Source organism: Pseudomonadota bacterium (genome assembly GCA_036339585.1).
Lineage (GTDB): Bacteria > Pseudomonadota > Alphaproteobacteria > UBA8366 > UBA8366 > UBA8366.
Genome location: JAYZAS010000007.1, coordinates 39,383 through 55,155, shown reverse-complemented (window position 1 = coordinate 55,155; position 15,773 = coordinate 39,383). Strand labels below are relative to the sequence as shown.

The window sequence follows — 15,773 nt, the reverse complement described above, 5'->3', positions numbered from 1 at the left end:
TTGATTGCATTTGCTTGGGCAGCTAGACTACAGGATGCATTATTTAAAGGACCCTCAAGCAATTTATCGCCGCTCTTTTGCTATTCTCACCTCTGAAACTAACTTTTCAGGTCTTCCCCAAGACTCAATCCGTATAGCACAGCGGCTAGTTCATGCCTGCGGTATGCCCGAAATCACCGACGACCTGAGAGCAACAGAAAACATAGCGCAAGCAGCTAGCTTAGCACTTTCCTCAGGGAAACCTATTTTCGCTGATTGCAGCATGGTTAAGAGTGGAATAATGACTGATAAACTAACTCACAAGAACAAGGTCATTTGCACCTTACCCACCACCCCGCCAAAAAAAAATATGACCAGATCCGCAGCCGCCGTTGACGCATGGAGACCCGACCTGCACGGTTCGATAATTGCGATCGGGAATGCTCCAACGGCCTTATTTAGGTTATTAGAAATTCTGCAAGAAGGGGGACCACGGCCAGCTGCTATATTCGGGTTTCCAGTTGGGTTTGTGGGAGCCGCGGAGGCAAAGGAGGCTCTTTCTACTATTGAACATGGCATTCCATTTATGACACTAAAGGGTCGGCGAGGGGGCAGCGCCATGGCAGCTGCCGCTGTAAATACAATAATTTTGGACACACAATGACGAATCAATGGTTATCCATTATAGGGATTGGAGAGGAAGGTTATGAGTCCCTTTCATCCGCTGCTCGCCTAATTGTTGATAATGCCGACATAATTTTCGGCGGTCATAGACACCTCGCAATGGTCCCTAAAGGGAAAAAAACATTCTTACCATGGAAAAGACCTCTACATTCTTCAATGGACGATCTTATTCGATATCGTGACCAACAAGTTTGTGTTTTAGCAACCGGAGATCCATTTTGTTATGGCGTGGGAAACCTAATAACAAAATGGGTGTCAATTGACGAAATCAATGTAATACCTGCACCATCAGCATTTAGCCTGGCCACTGCCCGTACTGGTTGGGTTTTTGAAGAGATTGACTTTATTACCCTTCATGGACGCAACGACGCTTTACTTGAAGTTGTGATACAGCCAAAGGCCAAACTTTTAATTCTTGCCCATAACGGGTCAACGCCTTCTATGGTCGCCAAAAAACTTGTCAAAAGAGGCTTCGGAGAGAGCAATATAACTGTTTTTGAGCGCATGGGAAACCCGGCGGAACGCACTGTTCATGGAAAAGCTAATGATTGGCTGGAGATTGACTTTGATCCATTACATACAATTGCGGTTGAATGTATTGCGGAACCGTTGCACACCCAACAATCGCGACTCTCGTGCCTTGCTGATGATGCTTTTTCTCATGATGGTAAAATTACGAAAGAGGACATTAGGTCGATTTCTATTACTGCTTTAATGCCGGCACCAGGACAACTTCTTTGGGATGTAGGGGCTGGTTGTGGATCTATTGGCATCGAATGGATGCGGCGCGACAAACGGTCACGTGCCGTCGCAATAGAATGCCAAGAGAAACGCCTACGATTTATAGCTAAGAATGCCGTCATGCTTGGCACACCAGATCTGAAAATAATAAATGGTCGAGCACCCAAAGCCCTGGAAAAACTTGAAACTCCGGACGCAATCTTTATTGGAGGCGGCCTATCCAACGTCGGAGTATTCGAAGCCTGTTGGCAAGCGCTTAGGATTGGCGGTCGATTAGTGGTTAACGCTGTAACCACTGAAAGCGAGGTAATGTTAATCAAGCTACACCAAAACTTTGGAGGTGACCTGACGCGTATTACCATTTCGAAAACCTACCCATTGGGCAAACATACCGGTTGGAAAACACTCATGCCGACACTGCAATGGCGTGTGACTAAAGGCCGTATGGCTATTACACAATGACGGGTATTTTGTATGGTGTAGGGGTTGGCCCAGGCGATCCGGATTTGTTAACCATCAGCGCAATTCGCTGCATAGAACGGTCTTCTGTTATTGCCTATCCATGCCTTGAAGGCACACCGAGTTTCGCTAGGGGTGTAGTGTCTGATTATATCAAAGAGTCACAAGAGGAAATATCCATAGCTATCCCGATGAAGCGAGAGTACGAACCGGCCCAGCAAGCTTATGACCATGCCGCTAAAACGCTACTTGAACGTTTGCGAGAGGGAAAAGATGTAGCAGTCCTTTGTGAAGGGGATCCATTTTTCTATGGCTCATTTCAATATTTGTTTTTTCGCCTAGCCAAAAAATGTTCAATAAAAGTGGTGCCGGGGATCTCTTCGTTAATGTCCTGTTCTACATCATTGAGGCAGCCTCTTTCGGCCCGAAATGACGTTCTTAGCATTCTGCCAGCTCCTTTGCCGGACACAGCCTTAAAAGCGTGCCTACAGGTTGCTGATACTGCGGCCATTATTAAAATAGGGAGACACTTTTCCCGAATAAGAAATTTACTAGAAACTATGAACCTAGAGAAAAAATCATACTATATCGAACGGTCAACACTACCGAATGAGAAAATAAAGAATTTGGACAATGTTGATCCATTAGAAGTGCCATACTTTTCGATGATACTTGTTAAAAGGCGAGGAGAAATATGACGTGCCGGCTAGAAAAGGGACCAGCCATTGTAGTGATAAGTGGCTCAGCCTTACCGGTCGCTCGCAAGTTGGCAAACTCATTACCAGAGAGTGAAATACACGGATTATTGGGGCGCATTAACGATGCAGATGTGCTTTTTGAAAATACCAGTTCCCACTTACAAGTATTATTCCAAAGGACCCAGCCAATTATTGGTTTATGCGGAAGCGGAATACTCATACGTGCTTTAGCACCACTATTAGTTCAAAAGTCATCAGAACCGCCAGTTATCGCTGTAGCACAAGATGGAAGTATTGCGGTTCCATTACTTGGCAGTCATCGCGGGGGGAACCGAATAGCAACAGAAATATCCAACATTCTTAATTCTACGATTGCGATTACTACTGCTAGTGAAGCTCAATTCGGAGTCGCTCTTGACGACCCCCCACCCGGCTATCATCTTCAAAACCAGCACGATTTAAAGCACTTCACTGCACAAATGCTGTCTGGGTCTCAAATCCAACCAGCAAACTTGCCACGCTGGATTACGGCAGCCAATCCTCCTTTGTCGAAATCTGGAACATTGCAAATCATCTCAGGGATCGAAAAAAAGTCCGGCGGTCCCAATCAATTGATTTTCACGGAGGAGGTATTAGCACTTGGTGTTGGTTGCGAACGCAATTGCGATCCTGGAGAGCTTCAATCTCTAATAGAAAGGACATTCAATGAAGCTAATATTTCCCTGAGTGCGATTGCCGTAATAGTATCCTTGGATTTGAAATGTGATGAACCGGCTATTTTAAAGCTTGGCACCACCTTGGATCGTCCGGTTCGTTTCTTTAACGCCACACGACTTGAATCTGAAAAAGGACGTATCCGTAATCCTTCAGACACAGTCTTCCAGGCAGTAGGTTGTCACGGGGTTGCGGAAGCAGCGGCACTGACCGCTGCTGGTTCGAAAAGTGACCTATTTATAGAAAAACAAAAATCTGACAGAGCGACATGTGCAATAGCAAGGTCGATCAACCCTATTGATGCAACGGGTCTAGGCAGAGCGAGAGGCCAGCTTGCGATTGTTGGTTTAGGACCTGGTGGCACAGGTTGGCGAACATTGGAGGCAGAAACACTGCTGGCTCAATCAACTGACATCGTAGGTTACGGTGGGTATTTGGATCAATTAAGCCCCACAATGAAAACTAAAACTCTTCATGGGTTTCCGTTGGGGAAAGAGATAGAACGTGTCCAAGCAGCTCTCGATCTCGCTGCAGAGGGCAGGATAGTCTCGCTAGTTTCATCTGGTGATCCAGGCATCTATGCCATGGGTGCTTTAGTTTTTGAGACAATACATAAAATTGCGAAACCCGAGTGGCGATGGGTAGATATAAGGGTCTCTCCAGGCATTTCGGCTCTGCAAGCAGCAGCAGGTCGTATTGGAGCACCGCTTGGGAATGATTTTTGCGCTATTTCGCTTTCTAATTTACTTACACCAAGTTGCCAAATTAAAAAACGGTTAAAAGCAGCGGCATCTTCTGACTTTGTAATTGCACTTTACAATCCAGCTTCAAATAAGCGTAGATCTCTTTTAAAAAGTGCGATCAAGATACTATCGAAATATCGATCTTTAGATACTCCGTTAGTTATTGCACGGCAATTGGGACGACCAGAAGAAACAATCCATATCTCAACGCTCAAAATGATCGACCCCAGTAAAATAGATATGTTTACGGTCATACTAATCGGGTCCAATCAAACATGTAGATTGGACAATGGATGCGGCCCAGAACGGGTATATACGCCTCGTGGCTATGTAACAAAATTTAAGGAAAATTTATCTAAATCATGAAAGTACATTTCATAGGCGCCGGGCCTGGCGACCCAGACCTCATAACAGTGCGCGGAAAGAAATATATTATGCAGTCACCTATCTGCTTATATGCGGGGTCTTTAGTGCCGAAAGCTCTTATAAGTAATGCACCGGCTAATGCGGAGGTTTTTGATACCGCCTCAATGACGTTAGACGAAATAATAGAAATAATGGCCAATGCCTATGACCGTGATCTCAGCGTTGCTCGAATACATTCCGGGGATCCTTCATTATATGGGGCGATTGGAGAACAAATGCGACAATTAAGTGAACGTGGTATCCCATTTGATGTAACACCTGGGGTTCCAGCATATGCAGCTGCCGCAGCAGCTTTAGAAACAGAGCTCACTCTTCCTGGGATCAGCCAGTCCCTGATCTTGACGCGCACCGCCATGCAGTCCAGCGAAATGCCATCAAATGAAACACTAGCAAATTTCGGGCGCACAAAGGCAACTTTGGCAATACACCTTTCAATCAGAAACTTAAAAAAAATTCGAACCGAACTCGAACCTTTTTATGGGGCTGACTGCCCGGCTGCCATAGTCTACCAAGCAAGTTGGCCAAAGCAGAAAATATTGCGCGGCACACTTGCCACACTGGCCAAACAAGCACGAGCCGCCAAAATCACCCGCACAGCCTTAATCCTTATTGGCCCTGTACTTGATACTAAAAATTTCAATGACAGCGCACTTTATAATCCTCACCACGCTCATATTTTGCGTCCAAAAAAGTCCTAATTGATTTGCCCTCTTAACCATTCAGAGGCTTCTCTGAGCGAATAGCAAATGACAATTTCCAAATTTAATTTTGGCGGACTAACCATTATCACCGGCAGACCAAGCCGACGAGCAGCTATAATTTTCCCATAGCTGGATTGCCCGCCGCTATTTTTTGATACCAACAGGTCAACCCGATAAGCCCGCATCAAATCGATTTCTTCCCCTACCGAGAATGGCCCTCTCCCCGCTATAAACTTACCTTTGCTTAACTCAAGTTGTTTTGTTGGCATGTCGATGACCCGGACTAATGTCCATATATCATTACGTTTGAAATATGGCTCAAGCTCTTGCCGCCCAGTGGTGACGAATACTCGTGCACCAACCGGTATAGAATCTGCAGCTTGCGCTATACTTTCAACGTTGTCCCAATCATCACCAGTTTCAGCTACCCATGGTTCTCGGGTAAGCCTCACTAGGGGTACTTTTGCGCTTTTACATGCAGAAATAGCATTCTTAGTTATTTGACTGGCAAAGGGATGGGTCGCATCAAACACCGCAAAAATTTCTTCTGATATAAGATATCTCACCAATCCTTCAACACCACCAAAACCTCCTTGGCGCAGAAGCCCTTGCACAACCTTTGGCCCACGGGTGCGTCCAGCAAGCGAAGTAATCGGAATTAAAATTGGGTCTTCACTAAGTTTTTTAGCTAATGCGCCCCCTTCCGACGTGCCACCAAGAATTAATACTTTATACACTATACATTGGATTGCCCTACCAAGGCCCCCCCCCGATCAAAGACACGGACGTCTAATTTAATGCGACTATCTTCTAGAACACGGAGTGCTGTCTCTGCAGCACGATTAGCAACCCAATTACCAATTGAAATATTATACCGTTGTGACAGCTGTAGCACACGTCCCGCGCTTCTTGCATTTCGGACTTTATCAATTAGCTCTGAACTGGCCCCCAATGCATCGGCCGAACTCGCTAGCCACTCAAAATCTACTTGGCTACGGCCAGAATGTAAGTCCAGAAATCCTTGGGCAAGCTTTGTTATTTTAGCAAATCCACCAGCGATTGTTACTCGGGCAACCGGATTATGGCGAAGATATTTTAACATACCACCCACAAAATCACCCATATCGACAAGAGCGTACACTGGAAGGCTATAGATCTCCTTAATAGCCGACTCTGAGGTCTTACCGGTAGATCCAGCTATATGTTGCAACCCGTTAGCGCGTGCAACATCAATGCCTCGATGAATTGAGTGTATCCAAGCTGAACAAGAAAATGGTCTTACTACTCCAGTGGTGCCTAAAATCGACAAGCCTCCCGTAATGCCGAGCCTAGAATTCCATGTCTTTTCCGCAAGCACCTCTCCTCCCGGAATGGCAATTTCAACTTCTACTCCACCGGCATGAGAATACTGATCCGCAAGCTTACGTATTGCAGAGCAAATCATTTCGCGCGGTTTAGGGTTGATAGCAGGCTCCCCGACAGGTAATGGTAATCCGGGCAAACTTACTCTACCAATACCTTGTCCACCTACGAACTTTACTTCATTGTCTTTTATTAAGCGCACAGCTGCGATCACCAAAACACCATGAGTTACATCCGGATCATCACCTGCATCCTTAATAATACCTGCTTTCGCTACTCCGCCGACATGGTTTTCGAGTGCAAGTGGGAATGATGGAGTTTCTCCTTGAGGCAACGAAATTTTTACCGGATCTGGAAACGTACCAGTTAAAAGTGCTGTATATGCAGCCTGTGTGGCGGCCAGTGCGCATGCTCCCGTGGTCCAACCCCTCTTCAAGGTGTTTTTATTTTTTATCAGAATGTCTTCCATATAATTTTCCTACAACCGAAACTATAACGAAACTAGTTTAGAGCTATGACCGACTTTCCTTTCAAACTTCCACCATTCGACCCCGGCACCGTGTGGCTGGCGGGGGCCGGCCCGGGAGATCCGGGTCTTATAAGCGTTCTAGCATGGCACGCTCTTTGCCATGCAGATACCATTGTTTACGATGCCCTTGTTACCAAGGTTATACTAAAAGGTGCACCCAATCATGCTGAATTAATTTACGCAGGAAAACGTGGGGGTAAACCGTCTCATATCCAAGAGGATATTTCGAACCGACTCGTGCAATTAGCAGGTGAAGGGAAACGTGTTTTGCGGTTGAAAGGGGGAGATCCATTTGTATTCGGTCGGGGTGGCGAGGAAGCGCAAGCTTTAGTGAGAGCAAAGATTCCGTTCCGTATTGTTCCTGGTATCAGCTCTGGCATTGGTGGATTAGCCTACGCTGGAATACCACTCACTCATCGCGCTAAAAGCAGAGTTGTTACGTTTTTGACCGGTCACAATGCAAATACAATCACCTCAACCTCTGTAGATTGGCAAGCGGTTGCGGAAGGGTCACAGGTTTTAGTATTTTATATGTCACTGAAAAATATAGCCGAGATTTCGAAACTTCTCATGGATGCTGGCCGCTCTCGAAAAGAGCCAGTGGCGTTTGTCAGTAGGGCCACCCTGCCAGACCAAAAGGTAGTAGTAACAACACTACAAGATGCGGCACGCGACAGCAAAATGATCCTTACCCCAGCCCTTGTTGTTGTCGGTGAAACTGTTAATTTTTACGAAGAACTCGATTGGCTTCAGATTTAAGCTAAACGGTGTTAACAAAGATATGGTAATTAGTATTTATTGGCCCCCTCCGGTGAACTCATCAACCATTGCAAGCCCCTCTATCAAGGTAATAGTTTTAATAATGTTGAATGGCCCAAAAAAAAACCTCACTTTAGCGTCGTAAATTTAAAGCTTAATTACTCTTAATGATTTCCAAAATCCTAATGATTAAATTTTTTGAATACTTTCCAGATAATCTGCCTTAGATACTTTGTCCCAATCTTTGAGTGGTTGGTCAATTGACGACTCAACTGCGTTCTACACCACGATTCTTTTTTGCAACGTCCAATGTAGAGCTTGGAAAGAGCGATTTCGTTACCCTTCATGGCCGGATGATTAGGCCTAGCTTGAGTGTCCCTGCATGCAGAACCGCTGACTTCAGTTTTAACTCTTTACAATGATTGTTCCACCTAAACTACACTAAATCTATTATTGAGTTGCATGCATAGATGAGAATACGACACACATTAAACTCAACTGACCTATTCAAACAAGCCAATGGTCACCCAATAAAAATATTGAAAAGGTGTCAGAAAAATTATTGTAGCCATTGTTGTAAAAAACATACTTTTAACAGCATCAACAATCCGTACGCCACCAATGATTATCGCAATCGCGGCAGGCGGAGCAGCGTACGGAAGTAACACTAGGGACTGCCCAGTCAATTCTGCCATAAGCACCGTCAGCAGAGGTATTCCTGTAGCATCTGCAAGAGCTTCGGCCAGTGGGACCGTAAGTGCCGGCGCACCCGGTGCTGTCATTGCCATGGAGGAGAAAAGTCCAATCCCTAAGATAAGCACAAAGTTAATGGCATTCCGCTCCTTTTCAAACTGAAGCAGTTCTATCACATAACTGGAAAGCCATGCATCAAGACCGGAATTAGATAATATTGCACCAAGGCTTAAGATGCCGGCGATGTAGAATACAGGGCCAAAATTTATTTTATGACGAAATGCGTCCTCATCGAGCATACCTGAACACGGCATAAGAATAATAATCGCAGCGGCTAATGCTATCCAACCAGGCGCAATACCATGCCAAAAGTCGGTTACCCAAAACCCCAATGTAATTGCCAACAACCATAACAGCCGGAGGCCCTGCGCGCCAAGTGGTTTTATCGATACTTTATGTTGTATGATCTTAGCGTCTGACTTGAAAAGAAAATACAAGACAATACCACACACCGCACCTCGCAGAAGACCCATCACAGGAAAATGGATCAAAAAATGCTCCCCATAATTAGGTGCTACTCCGTATATCGTTTCAATAGCAGCGGTATGCACAACAACCGGAAGATTAGCGGGTAATAAACACCAACTCGGAAGAAAACTACCAACTCCCACTGTCATTGCGATGCCATTTGCCCCTCGACTACCCATCTGAAATCCCATGCGCCTTGCTAACGTCAATGCAATGGGCATCAGCAAAAGTATCCGTGGAATAGTCGAAGGTATAATGATTGCAAGTACAAAACTTAATGACATTAAGGCTGCAATCGTCCCGCCATAACCAAGCTTAATCCGCTGAAGAATAGTGTCCACGATACGCTTATCCAGCGCAGTATTGGAGATAGCCGCTCCTATGATAAGGCCTCCGAATATCAACCAAGTGCCCCCTGATCCAAAGCCAGAAAATGCTGTGGAGGGGGGCGCAACTGATAAAAGGACCGCTCCCAACATCAGAATAAGAGCAGTCACGTGTTCCGGTAATTTATGTGTGCTCCAAAAGGTAATTGCCACAACCAAAAGTGCAGCTGCATGATAGTGTGAAGGGTCATCATCAATGGCGTAGGGCCAGTAGACGATATACGCTGCGATCGCTAGTGCGATACTAATTAATATATTTGTTGGTTTTTTAAAAGATACGGGCACTTTTAAGCCCCACCCATTTTAGAATTTAATTCCAGTTTTGGACTCCCATAATCTTCCCACTTCTGATTGATCAGGATCAAAACCAATTTTATCTCTTGCCTGCTCCCAGAGCCGCAATGTTTCTTTTGCAATTGGTGCAAAAGCACCCAGTGCTTCGGCACTTTCAACCGCAATTTTTATATCTTTAGCGATTAGCCCGATTGGCATCCCTGTTGCGTACTTCCCACTCAAAATATGCCCTTCAATTTTTTTCTCGATAGGATTGTTTCGTCCGGTACACGCACTTTTGAGTGCACTAATTGCAACCCCCGGCTCTAGTCCAAATTTAAGCGCTACTGACATGGCCTCAATCCCAGTTATCAATGCTGCAGCATTCACAAAATTATTGAGAGCTTTCATAGTATGAGCCCCACCTAATATTCCACAATCACTAATCTCCGAGCCCATCGCTTCTAAAAGCGACATAGCACGATTTTTATTTTTTTGCGATCCACCTACGGTGATAAGCAAAGAACCGTTATTTGCAAAAACAACACCTCCAGCGACGGGGGCATCTATCAATCCAATACCCCGCGTTATCAATACCTCATTTAATGCCAGAGTATCAGCCGGGTTCGATGTGCTCATATCGATGACAAGTTTTCCTTCACTCATGCCATCAGCAATACCTTTTTCATTACTATCACCAAGAATTACGGCACGCACAATATCACTTGTCGGCAACATCGTTATAACAGCGTCAACGGATTGGCCAAGCTCCACCAAATTTTCAGTGCTATTACAATGATGGGCCTTTACAAAAGTCTCTACCACATCCGCTCTCTTATCCATGACTGTAAGGTCAAAACCAGCATTCACTAGATGACGAGCCATAGGATTACCCATATTACCGATCCCGACAAAGCCAACTTTTTTGATGTTCACCATCACATTCCTTTCTTTTTATCCATGCCTTAAAAAAACTGGACCACCCTTGATGAAAGTCCGAATTAGGTTGCGACGCTGTGGTAGTTTGTAATCACCGATTGCCATGTGATGAGCACTTGCGATATCCCACATCAAGAGATCACCCACCTGCCATTTATGGCGGTATACTTTTTCGGGTTGGGTGACATGCTTTTGGAGACTTTGGATGATAGGCAGGGAAACTTTGTCTGAGAGGCCTTCAATACGGAAGGTATTTACTTTATTGGCATAGATTGTTTTCCGACCAGTATTTGGGTGTGTTCTGAAAATCGGCTGCCAAATATCCGGCGTTTTAGCCTTTTGCTCATCCGTCATTGGCAACCGTGGATGATCGTGTAGACGTTGGATACGTTTTTCTTCTTGGCGACGATTATATTGCATCGAGCATATTTTGTTCTCTAGTCTATTCCGCGAATCTTTATCTAAGGTGTCATAGGCATCAGAAACGCTAGCAAAGAGAGTATAACCTAATAAATAACCATCATCATCATGTGGAATTTCTATCGCGTATAAAATGGCCATTCTTGCCGGCTCTCGCATAAAGCACAGGTCTAAATGCCAATCATCGCCAGCATAGGCAGATCCAATAGTTTTATTGCCTTCCTTTATATTGGATAAGACATAGACCTCAGGATAGCCAAGCATTGCGTATTCATGGCGAACATGACCCTGTAACTCGCCAAATCTCCGCGAGAAAGTCACGAGGTCGGATGTTTGCAAGTCCTGATTTCGCATAAATAATGCGTCCCCGTGATCAAACCATCTTTCAAGCTGGTCGAATTGAATATCCGATATTTCTTTAACGTCCAATCCTTGAACTTCATGAACAAAGCTATTGGCGGCTGTCCGAATTTGAAAAGCTATACTTTTCTTATTCGCCTTTTACATTTTATCTCCCCCTTAACTCGATATCGTGAGTAGCATGACTGCGACTGCGGATATAAGGTTGACGCTACGTCGCCTTTGGCGGGGTAAACTTGCGAGCCGATGAATAGCGAAAGAATAATATGTATCCTTAACCGGTGTCTCTCGCTATAATAAACAACAATTCCAACCTTGAGAACTTTTACCCTGAAGATATAGCTTAGCTTTATCCTACATATGGTCCCCTTTATCTTAAGCGGAATACCGCGGACGACGATTTAATCCAGCCCGATAAGTGCTTATATCTGGGTCTCTGGATGCTAAATTTACAGACAATTATTTGATGGCCATTGAAATCTAGTTTCCCTAGATTTTTGCTATGCCATGTTTGCTGCCAAGCCTGCTTCATGACGCTTACGTTGCTCATGAAAATTTTCAAGAAATACTGCATGAGATGCGGCATGCCGACGTGTTTCCTCAGGACCAAAATCTACTACCGGACGGGGCTGTAAGTCGAAGTTTCCGTATTCATCTGATCCACGAACAAGAGTTGCTGGCATTCGGAACGATCCAGTATTACTCGTTCGCGTAGAAATATAGCTTAACGCCAAGCCAATGCGCGGACGATTTGACTTGTTTGGTGCCGATTGATGTAACGTACAAGTATGATGCAAGGAAAATTGACCCGCTTTCAAAATAGCACAATCAGTATCAGATTTGTCAAACCATTCGACAGTCATTTGACCCGCAGTATTAACACTATTCTCTACTACATTGCTTTCTTGCAACAGCTGTCCACGAATATGACTGCCGCGAGCAAATTCTGCCGGACCACTCTCTGAGTCTACGTCCGATAGGGCTACCCATGCAGTCACGTGATCAAAAGGTCTAAGACCAAAATAAGTAGAATCCTGATGCCATGCTGTGATACCAAGCGATTTAGGCGGCTTAATAAATGCACGGCAGGTATAAAGGATAATGTTTGGCCCCATTAAACTCTCTATCACATCCAAAATTGCAGGATGCCTTATCAAATCATCAGTCCAACGGCATAAAGTGTGCAGATTATGCCGGAATTTTCCATCTGCATCTGCGAGGGGAACTCCAATGTGCTCCTCAGTCATCGCCAGACCTTCGCGAAACTGGCTGACCTCTGTCTCACTTAAAGCATCCAGTGGATAGTAGAACCCATCTGCGCGAAACTGACTAATCTGTTCTGCCGTCAATCCTGACATGTCAATACCCGTTGGTGTTTGGAAGAATATTATTCCAGTTAATCAATCCGTAACTACAAAATATAAATAAAATTATGATCTTATTCGAAAAAGAATTTTAAAAATCACATAGGCAATGACCAAACAACGGCCCGAAGTCACTTCAATCGAAATCGGTAATGTGTGTCCCTGTAACTATGCATCAATTTTTGCCCAGCTATCTGGTTCAGCAGTCATAATCTCCTTACGTGGTAAACCAGGACGACGGTCAATATAAATAGTGCCTTCTTTCATCACCATCTGCATCTTCTCACGATCTTGCAATACTTTGATATTTTCAAGAGGGTTTCCATCAACGACTAGCACATCAGCCAGTTTGCCTTTTTCTAGCGTGCCAAGTTGGTTGCCAACGCCAATGGCATTCGCTGCATTACGAGTAGCAGTAAGTAATGCATCCATCGGGCTCATCCCAAGGTCCACATAAACCTCTAATTCTTGAGCGTTGGTTCCGAACCCTGGCTCAAAACCCATATCGGTACCCATAGCTATATCTATTCCAAGCTTATGCGCTTTTTGAAACGTCTCATAGCAGTACGGCTGTATTTGCTTCATCTTATCGAGTGTGAACTGCGGGGTTCCAATATCACGACGAATATCAATAGCGTGATCCGTGCGGTGAAGCAGTGTCGGTACCATTGGCTTTCCAGCGCTTTTGATCAATTCAAGTGTTTCATCAGTATGAAACACCATATGTTCTATCGTATCAACGCCAGCTTTTACTGCATTTTTTTGGCTTTCAGGCGTGAAACAATGACACGCACACGGCTTAAGGAGTGCATGAGCCTCATCAACTATGGCCTCAAGCTCTTCGTATGTCATGTTGCGTACATCAGGCTCTTCATCGTCCGTGCCGCCGCCACCGGAGTGACACGCTTTAATAACGTCAGCGCCCTGACGCACAGCTAGACGGGCCTGGCGACGGAGCTCCCATGGTCCATCACCAGTGGAGGCATCATGACGCAAGGCTGCTTTAGGAAGAATGAGTTCCAAATGCGAACAAGTCATAATAGTAAATCCAGAGACCTTCATGCGCGGACCGTCCAAACAACCTGCATTGATTATGTCACGAACGGCGCAAGTTTCTTGTGTCATCAAACCGCGTGAAGATATCAGGCCCATATCGCGCAACGTAGTAAACCCCATTTCAAAGCAAAGCTGGGCATGAAACAACATGTACATTTGCTGTTGTTGCGGCGTTACCTCCCACTGGGCGACGCGATAGTTTTTAAATGTACGGTTGTTGAACATACCTACATGAAGGTGAATATCCATCATACCAGGCATGACCGTTTTGCCGGATGCATCAATAATATTAGCGCCAGCAGGAATCTCTACACTTTTTTCAGGCCCTACAGCGCTAATTTCCTTATCATCGATAACAACAACGCCATTCTCGATCGGATTGGCCCCAGTGCAATCGATAATGCGACCAGCCTTGATTGCCTTAACGGACATATTTACATTCCTCCATTGTTTCGGTTAGATTTTATCCTGATGTGTACAAAAACTAATGCTGTGGCAAATATAAACGGTTATTTATGCTGCCAGTCCGATTAGTAAAAAAAAAGCTGTACAATTCACTTCGGTTTAAAATACCCAATACAGAAAACACAAAAAATAAAATACGATCTTAAATATTTAAATGTAAAAGATAAAGTATATTTGAAATTTAAAAAGAATAATTTATTATTATTAATATTTATAGAATAATATTACCATTGAAAGAAAATGATGGTATTTTTTATTAAAAAGGCTTTTTCAGTTACTGTTTTTTTGCTTACCGATCAACTTAAGCTCGGTGTTTAGTTTATAGTAACTTTTGTATTCCTCAGCCAACATTCTATCCAGCGCCTTCCCTGTCACCCATGTTGATGTCATGTTGTATCTTTTCTCATACTTTTTAAAAACAGCGGACTTTCTAACTTTATTCATAATACTGATATAAAAATTAATTACGTCATCCGGAACACCTCCTGACAACCACCAGCCTCGATACTGTTCCAAAACTGGAAAATTATACCCACTTTCCTTGAAAGTAGGAACTTTCGGATACGTACCCAACTTTTTGGAAGCAGCAATGATGCGCAGTTTCCCAGCTTTAACAAATTTGTCAATTTGAACTGGATTATGCATGCTATAAGCAATGTGCCCACCCAATAATTCAAGCATTCCCTGCCTTTTGTAGGCCACATATGTTTGTTCGAATCCTGCCTTACGCGCCCACATTTCACCCACCAACGAAGCCACGTTTCCATAGGCACCGCCTCCATGAATTACTTTGCCCGGGCGTTTTTTCGCGTCTGCGACAATGTCTTTCATCGATTTGTATGGCGATTTACTAGGAACGGTGAGATTTAGCGGCGCAACTACCATAATCGCCACGCCCCGAAATAATTTATAATCGACCTTAGATTTTGATAAAATCGGATTATTAATTTGTGATGGTGAAAGTACTTGCACCATATAGGGGTTCCCTTTGTTTTTAACCCCTACAAGAGCCCGAGCCGTTCCCTCACGCACACCACTTATAGAGCGCAAGCTGACACCCTTTGGTAGTAATTTGTCCTCTTTGATCGCAGCCAGAACGGCCGATGCAAAGCCGTAAGTTGAAGTTGAGGTTTTTTCATGAGCTATTAATTCAACTTCCTTCGACGGCTTCCACGCCGAGGCTGAAGCTGATGCCAACGCAAATACCGTGAGGCTTGCAGCACCGCAAACGAAAGTTTTTTGGGACATCTTAAACATTGCACTCCTCCCTAATGCTAACTTGAACCAAATAAACCACGCCTAACAACGAAAAATGTAAAAAAAATGGCTCTGTTAATAAATATCCTCCCGCTCACCGTCTGTGCACTTTGTCACATTATCGCGAAAAGTCTGAAGATCAAATGCATACTTAATACCTAATCATATTAACAAATTTCACTCAGAGTTTGTTGATCTTCAGGAGCGAACGACCCCTAACTGTCTTTGGCAGCCTTC

Annotated in this window: 14 protein-coding genes; 6 read left to right on the top strand and 8 right to left on the bottom strand. The window is 44.4% G+C overall.

Translation table 11 applies throughout. From position 1 onward, the window contains the following. The first annotated feature begins 34 nt into the window (after positions 1-34). From VX941_07095 to cobM, 5 genes are read left to right on the top strand one after another with little or no spacing between them, the layout of a single operon-like run. A complete protein-coding gene (locus tag VX941_07095) occupies positions 35-643 on the top strand; it encodes a precorrin-8X methylmutase (GenBank protein ID MEE2933175.1) in 609 nt (202 codons plus the stop codon). After that, entirely contained in the window at positions 640-1,866 is a 1,227-nt protein-coding gene (gene cbiE, locus VX941_07090) for a precorrin-6y C5,15-methyltransferase (decarboxylating) subunit CbiE (protein MEE2933174.1), read from the top strand. The genes VX941_07095 and cbiE overlap by 4 nt, the downstream gene beginning before the upstream one ends. Next, positions 1,863-2,561 (top strand): precorrin-2 C(20)-methyltransferase, encoded by a 699-nt coding sequence (cobI, locus tag VX941_07085; protein MEE2933173.1) that lies wholly within the window; start codon positions 1,863-1,865, stop codon positions 2,559-2,561. Before cbiE ends, cobI begins: the two co-directional genes overlap by 4 nt. Next, positions 2,558-4,384 (top strand): precorrin-3B C(17)-methyltransferase, encoded by a 1,827-nt coding sequence (cobJ, locus tag VX941_07080; GenBank protein MEE2933172.1) that lies wholly within the window; start codon positions 2,558-2,560, stop codon positions 4,382-4,384. Before cobI ends, cobJ begins: the two co-directional genes overlap by 4 nt. Next, positions 4,381-5,142, top strand: coding sequence for a precorrin-4 C(11)-methyltransferase (gene cobM / locus VX941_07075; protein MEE2933171.1), 762 nt, complete (start codon positions 4,381-4,383; stop codon positions 5,140-5,142). The genes cobJ and cobM overlap by 4 nt, the downstream gene beginning before the upstream one ends. On the opposite strand, the gene VX941_07070 is transcribed toward cobM, so the two are convergent. Further along, entirely contained in the window at positions 5,139-5,882 is a 744-nt protein-coding gene (locus VX941_07070) for a cobalt-precorrin-6A reductase (GenBank protein MEE2933170.1), read from the bottom strand. The two genes, cobM and VX941_07070, sit on opposite strands and share 4 nt — an antisense overlap. Continuing rightward, on the bottom strand, positions 5,882-6,976 hold the full coding sequence (locus VX941_07065; protein MEE2933169.1) for a cobalt-precorrin-5B (C(1))-methyltransferase: 1,095 nt from the start codon (positions 6,974-6,976) through the stop codon (positions 5,882-5,884). Before VX941_07065 ends, VX941_07070 begins: the two co-directional genes overlap by 1 nt. Positions 6,977-7,021: 45 nt before the next feature. Between VX941_07065 and cobA the strand changes: the two genes are divergently transcribed. Further along, a complete protein-coding gene (cobA, locus tag VX941_07060; GenBank protein MEE2933168.1) occupies positions 7,022-7,795 on the top strand; it encodes a uroporphyrinogen-III C-methyltransferase in 774 nt (257 codons plus the stop codon). 503 nt (positions 7,796-8,298) lie between these two features. Here cobA and VX941_07055 read toward each other — a convergent pair. From VX941_07055 to VX941_07030, 6 genes are all read right to left on the bottom strand, one after another. Beyond that, the gene (locus VX941_07055) at positions 8,299-9,687 is read right to left on the bottom strand and encodes an SLC13 family permease (GenBank protein ID MEE2933167.1); all 1,389 of its coding nucleotides are present in this window, start codon (positions 9,685-9,687) and stop codon (positions 8,299-8,301) included. Between the two features lie 18 nt (positions 9,688-9,705). After that, positions 9,706-10,614 (bottom strand): NAD(P)-dependent oxidoreductase, encoded by a 909-nt coding sequence (locus VX941_07050; protein ID MEE2933166.1) that lies wholly within the window; start codon positions 10,612-10,614, stop codon positions 9,706-9,708. Between the two features lie 15 nt (positions 10,615-10,629). Continuing rightward, the gene (locus VX941_07045) at positions 10,630-11,505 is read right to left on the bottom strand and encodes a TauD/TfdA family dioxygenase (protein ID MEE2933165.1); all 876 of its coding nucleotides are present in this window, start codon (positions 11,503-11,505) and stop codon (positions 10,630-10,632) included. Positions 11,506-11,894: 389 nt separating this feature from the next. Next, positions 11,895-12,752, bottom strand: coding sequence for a phytanoyl-CoA dioxygenase family protein (locus VX941_07040; GenBank protein ID MEE2933164.1), 858 nt, complete (start codon positions 12,750-12,752; stop codon positions 11,895-11,897). Positions 12,753-12,926: 174 nt separating this feature from the next. Further along, positions 12,927-14,246, bottom strand: a complete 1,320-nt coding sequence (locus VX941_07035) for an amidohydrolase family protein (GenBank protein MEE2933163.1) — start codon at positions 14,244-14,246, stop codon at positions 12,927-12,929. 303 nt (positions 14,247-14,549) lie between these two features. Beyond that, positions 14,550-15,536 carry a tripartite tricarboxylate transporter substrate-binding protein gene (locus tag VX941_07030; GenBank protein MEE2933162.1) on the bottom strand — a complete coding sequence of 329 codons (987 nt, stop codon included), beginning with the start codon at positions 15,534-15,536 and terminating at the stop codon, positions 14,550-14,552. Positions 15,537-15,773: the final 237 nt, after the last annotated feature.

Excerpts from the sequence above, each read along its gene's own strand:
- VX941_07095 (MEE2933175.1), top strand. The coding sequence starts at position 35 with ATGCATTATTTAAAGGACCCTCAAGCAATTTATCGCCGCTCTTTTGCT.
- cbiE (MEE2933174.1), top strand. The coding sequence starts at position 640 with ATGACGAATCAATGGTTATCCATTATAGGGATTGGAGAGGAAGGTTAT.
- cobI (MEE2933173.1), top strand. The coding sequence starts at position 1,863 with ATGACGGGTATTTTGTATGGTGTAGGGGTTGGCCCAGGCGATCCGGAT.
- cobJ (MEE2933172.1), top strand. The coding sequence starts at position 2,558 with ATGACGTGCCGGCTAGAAAAGGGACCAGCCATTGTAGTGATAAGTGGC.
- cobM (MEE2933171.1), top strand. The coding sequence starts at position 4,381 with ATGAAAGTACATTTCATAGGCGCCGGGCCTGGCGACCCAGACCTCATA.
- VX941_07065 (MEE2933169.1), bottom strand. The coding sequence starts at position 6,976 with ATGGAAGACATTCTGATAAAAAATAAAAACACCTTGAAGAGGGGTTGG.
- cobA (MEE2933168.1), top strand. The coding sequence starts at position 7,022 with ATGACCGACTTTCCTTTCAAACTTCCACCATTCGACCCCGGCACCGTG.
- VX941_07050 (MEE2933166.1), bottom strand. The coding sequence starts at position 10,614 with ATGGTGAACATCAAAAAAGTTGGCTTTGTCGGGATCGGTAATATGGGT.
- VX941_07040 (MEE2933164.1), bottom strand. The coding sequence starts at position 12,752 with ATGTCAGGATTGACGGCAGAACAGATTAGTCAGTTTCGCGCAGATGGG.
- VX941_07035 (MEE2933163.1), bottom strand. The coding sequence starts at position 14,246 with ATGTCCGTTAAGGCAATCAAGGCTGGTCGCATTATCGATTGCACTGGG.
- VX941_07030 (MEE2933162.1), bottom strand. The coding sequence starts at position 15,536 with ATGTTTAAGATGTCCCAAAAAACTTTCGTTTGCGGTGCTGCAAGCCTC.